4 protein-coding genes are annotated in these 4,899 nt (G+C 40.9%); all 4 read right to left on the bottom strand.

Annotated elements, in window-relative coordinates:
* Positions 1–198 precede the first annotated feature (198 nt).
* Entirely contained in the window at positions 199–1,041 is an 843-nt protein-coding gene (locus HPS54_RS12645; RefSeq protein WP_172345759.1) for an ATPase, read from the bottom strand.
* A gap of 129 nt (positions 1,042–1,170) precedes the next feature.
* On the bottom strand, positions 1,171–2,058 hold the full coding sequence (locus HPS54_RS12640; RefSeq protein ID WP_172345758.1) for a Fic family protein: 888 nt from the start codon (positions 2,056–2,058) through the stop codon (positions 1,171–1,173).
* A 122-nt stretch (positions 2,059–2,180) separates the two neighbouring features.
* On the bottom strand, positions 2,181–3,182 hold the full coding sequence (locus HPS54_RS12635) for a virulence RhuM family protein (RefSeq protein WP_172345757.1): 1,002 nt from the start codon (positions 3,180–3,182) through the stop codon (positions 2,181–2,183).
* A 987-nt stretch (positions 3,183–4,169) separates the two neighbouring features.
* Complete coding sequence (locus HPS54_RS12630) at positions 4,170–4,676, bottom strand: outer membrane beta-barrel protein (RefSeq protein ID WP_338142819.1); 507 nt, start codon at positions 4,674–4,676, stop codon at positions 4,170–4,172.
* Positions 4,677–4,899: the final 223 nt, after the last annotated feature.

The raw sequence follows: 4,899 nt of genomic DNA, 5'->3' as shown, positions 1-4,899 counted from the left end.
TTTCGGCATTGGTTCGATAAATTAAAGTGTCGCAACTCTAATATAGCGAATTTCTGCGGAAGTACGCTGTATTTTAATATATTGGCAGGAATTTTAACAGTTTGAAATTAGTTTAAATCACTTCATAGTCATTAAAATGAAATCTTCTTTATTTTTAATTAAAAAACATATCAAGGTTCAAGTTATACCGACTACATACTAAATATCCGAATGATACCTGACGAGACCTTCCATTGGGCTTTTCATTACCGTTCCTATCCTCATGCCCTCCGCACGTGCTGCCTCTTCAAGACATTCACGGTAGTGATAAGCCATGCTGCCTATGGCGTTCACAGGCAGGTCGGGACGGCAATAGGGACGGATATTGCGGACAAGGAAACTGCGGAAGTTGTCAACCACAAGACGGTGCAAGTCCGGTTCGTCAATATGTCTGCCGATAAACAGCGAGAGGCTCGCAAGAAAACGGTTGGGCATGGGCTGGCGATACACCTTATTTATAATTACAGGCATGGTGAGTTGCGTCTCAGCTTCAAAGGCTGTGCGAACCTTATCGGACAACCGACCTTTGAACAGGGCATTGACAAAAAGTTTTCCAAGCACAGCTCCGCTACCTTCGTCGCCAAGAATGTATCCGAGGGCGGGGGTATTCGCCGTAATGTGTTCGCCGTCATATAGACATGAGTTTGCGCCGGTGCCCAATATACAGGCTATGCCCTCGTTCTTGCCGCAAAGCGCACGGGCGACGGCAAGCAAATCGCTGTATACACATACGTTGACAGCTGCGGGAAAGACCTTTCGCAACAGCCGTTCCAAAACGGTTATCATCTCGTCGCGACACCCGGCTCCATAGAAACGGATGTCCGTAATGTCCGAAATATATGTCATTGCGGGCATGAGTTCTGCCCTGAGCACACGCTCCACCTCATTCTCACTCTGCACAAGCGGGTTTATACCCTGCGTGGAAATACTCAATACCTTTCCACTGTTACCAACAACACACCAGTCTGTCTTTGTGCTTCCGCTGTCTGCTATAAGTATCATTGTTGCGTCTCCTTAATAAATAGCGGCATCTGTCCGTGCCGTAACTACTGCAAAGTTAAATAATATATATGTCATGAGCCAACAAAAACGGAACAAACTGCTACGTTGTGACAAACATATTGTTGGCTGTCAATACTTTATTTTGAAATAATCAAGCAGTGACTTATAATAATCTTGGGCTGTAAGGCAAGTGTCTGTGAGATAACCGGGGATATGCCGCCATTCGTGCAACCCTCGATAATAAAACATTTTCAGTTCATCCGTAATGATAAATGGAACGATATCACAACGCAGACATTCCTTAAACATTACCAATCTTCCAACACGCCCATTGCCGTCTTGAAACGGATGTATCGCCTCAAAGCGTTGATGGAAGTCGAGTATGTCAACCAACTCAATATGTTTCTTTGCACGATATTCTTTGAGCAACTCCCTGATGGCACTCCCTACCTTTTTAGGTTCAACGGTTTCCATACCGCCAACCTCGTTAGGTAATCGTTTGTAATCCCCAACCGCAAACCAATCCTTTGACGCATCAGAGGTGCCGGACTTCAACAGAGCATGAAGTTGCTTAATCAGGCTTTCTGTAAGTGGCTCTGTCGCACGGTCGATTATAAAGTCAATGCATCGGAAATGGTTGGTGGTTTCTATTATGTCATCAACCTTAATAGCTGTTTCAAAAACTCCAATCGTATTGGTTTCATATATATATCGTGTCTGCTCTTTTGTCAATCGGCTGCCTTCGATATGGTTTGAATTATAGGTGAGGTCTATTTGGGTGCGATGATAAACGCCACCCTTTATTTTAGTCTCTTTCTGTTCCCTCAACGCTTTCAATAATGGCGATATGCGCACTCGTGCATTTACACGTCCCGGTAATGGCGCATCAACAGGGATACTCCACGATTTACCAACGAGGACAGCCCCCGGCAGTTTTCCCTGAACGCAATAGTTGCGTACGGTTCGTTCGGCTATTCCTCGTAAACGAGCGTACTCTTTAACTGAAATGAAACCCATAATTGGTCTGAATCAAAACAAAAACGTCAATGCAAAAATACCATTTCTTGCCGATAACGGCAAGAAACACACTGTATTTTTATGTAATATCAACTATTTCATGCCGCAACCGTCTGTGGTAATTACTCATTCAGCATACCTCGAACTTGTTTATCAAAGTCAGAATCTATCCGCTGCGTTTTATTAAAAATATCATATTCGCTTTCAGCCTTTGCCTTAGCTTGCGATGCAGAAATACTTCCCTTGTCCGGTAATATCCGATATCTACGGAACGTGAGAAACTCATTTACACTTTCCGAAAACTGTGACATATTGAATGTATTCTCACGTTCGATAAGATCTTCAATGTAATCAAAGAAACCTGTTACAGCACGTTCCAACCATCGTATTTCCTTTTCCTGCAAATAGTTCTTGGCTATTGAAACATCCGATTTCAATATACGTCCGTCAGGAGCATTCTTCCATGTGGTCAGCCCCATGTTGTCTTTGGTGTGATTTGCTTTTGTGTAAATAATTTCCGCAGCCGTCTGCCCTGTAATAGCATAATGGAAACGATTTTGTATCATGGCATAGAAATCGCGTGTCGTTGGTGAGTTTTTGTCATAGTCTACACAACATTCAGCATATATATCGGTGATTTGCTGCCAGATGCGCCGTTCGCTGGCACGTATTGACCTGACACGTTCAAGCAATTCACGGAAGTAATCTTTTCCGAATACTGCCATACCCTGTTTCAGACGCTCATCATCAAGCACGAATCCTTTCTTGATATACTCGTTAAGTATCTTGGTTGCCCATTGACGAAACTTGGTTGCTTTAGGAGAAGAAACACGATAGCCAACAGAAATAATCATATCAAGATTATAGAAATCTACCAACTCTTCAACTTCACCTCTTATACCTCGGTTTACGACGGTTGCAATTTTTGCAACTGTCGTGTCGTGGTTTAGTTCTCCGTCTTTAAATATATTAGCAATATGCCGACTAATGCCTGATTTGTCAATACCAAACAACTGCGCCATAGCTTTTTGTGTACACCAAATGGTTTCATCTCTAATAATGACTTGCACCTTTCCCTCTTCATCGGGGAGACTATATAGCAGAAATTGTATTTCGTTGCCCATTGATTTAATCTGTTTTTCTCGTTTATATTTGTGCCACAAATTATGGCATATTCTCATTTTTCTAATTGTTTTTCATCTTTACGTTGAGTCGTAAAGCATCCAACTGTTTCACTATCTCCTCTTCCTATTAGATAACTCTCTGCAAATTGTTCGGCAAACAACAGCATCCGTCAGTAGCGTAACTACTGCAAAGTTACACAAAAAACATCACTTATCATGTTTTCCGCGCACGTTTCATTCAACGGAACAATGCTTATATAAATCCGATATGCCCCACCCTGTTATTATACACCGCACATACACGATTGTTTATCACAATGCAACAATATACGGTATTTTCCTTTCTTTCTGACATTGCATAACCTTTAAATACGGGGCACGCCCGGAAAATAAAAGTTCACGGGCGCAAATACGGGCTGTATTTATGTGCAATAGTATTTTGCTGTGTATCAAATTGTTACACTATATATAATGATATCGTGCAATAAAAAAATGCTTACAACGATAGAAACATGGCGTTTTGGAGTGCTAAACATGGCGTTTTAGGGTGCTAAAGCACTGCCTTAAGGTCATAAAACGGCGCATTTCATGATGAAAAGTGCGTGACTTTCGAGAATAAAATGACATATTTCACAACTTTTTCTGCCGTTTTTGACAAGCGGATATGCCGCAAAAGACTTTTTAACATCTCGTTCAACAAAAATCACAGACATAATTCCAATGACACTTTGCACCGTATTATCTGCTTCTGATTACATTTTGCCACAGCACAAATAATTTCTCAAAGATGTCGCGAATTGCACCAAAATCGCCAAGTACTTCCGGCTTCCTACGATAAAACAGCAAAAAGCAGAGGTGTATAAACATTCAATACTTTTCCCTACACGGACAACTATTATAATTATTTAGATACACCATCACAACGAAACAACAAAAAGGGGCATGCCGAAAAGCATGCCCCGAATATCAAGAAACAACTATATTCATTTAGAACTTGTAGTTGATACCGAACAGAATGTTTGTTCCGTCAAGGTCAAGACCGAAAGAATTAACCTTTGTATCATTAATCTTATCATGCTCGTAACCGATGAAACCTACATGAGTGACAAAGTTCAAGTGGTCTGTAAGCTTAACTGCAAGACCCGGTTTGAAACCAACTGTGAATATATCCGTATCAATATTTTTACCGCCATACAGATGTTCGTAACCAACACCACCGTCAACGAATACATCAACAATCTTAGAATGGAGGAATGTATAACGTGCATAGGGAGCTACGCCAAATCCCTTCTCACCGCCTTTATTAGATCCTTTCCAGCCGAAAGAAACTCCAACAGCCCAGTCATCGTTAAGGTTGTAACCCACTTCCGGTACAAATTTATATGATGTAACAGACTCTGCACCGTCCGCATCAACCTTTGAGCTACCGATACCAACGCCACCTCCTACATAAACCTGAGCGTTTGCACTTATTGCCATTAATGCAACTACCATGCTTAAAAATAACTTCTTCATTTTAATTCCCTTTCTTTTAAAATTAATATTGTTAATTAACTCTATCCTTGTGTTATGTATTACAAATATATAAAATATACCCGTTGGCGGAATTAATTTAAGTTGATAAATATGAGTAAAAAGTTGTACATGTCGCTGATTTTTAGTAACTTAGTGGTGATTAAAACATTAAGTTCAAACCATCGTATGTACAACCTTTATG

Source organism: Xylanibacter caecicola (assembly GCF_013166515.1).
GTDB classification, from domain to species: Bacteria; Bacteroidota; Bacteroidia; order Bacteroidales; family Bacteroidaceae; genus Prevotella; species Prevotella caecicola.
The sequence above is the reverse complement of the archived record's forward strand: the minus strand, read 5'-3'. Positions and strand labels throughout refer to the sequence as shown.

Coding starts and splice junctions, on each gene's coding strand:
- HPS54_RS12645 (WP_172345759.1), bottom strand. CDS start 1,041: ATGATACTTATAGCAGACAGCGGAAGCACAAAGACAGACTGGTGTGTT.
- HPS54_RS12640 (WP_172345758.1), bottom strand. CDS start 2,058: ATGGGTTTCATTTCAGTTAAAGAGTACGCTCGTTTACGAGGAATAGCC.
- HPS54_RS12635 (WP_172345757.1), bottom strand. CDS start 3,182: ATGGGCAACGAAATACAATTTCTGCTATATAGTCTCCCCGATGAAGAG.
- HPS54_RS12630 (WP_338142819.1), bottom strand. CDS start 4,676: ATGGTAGTTGCATTAATGGCAATAAGTGCAAACGCTCAGGTTTATGTA.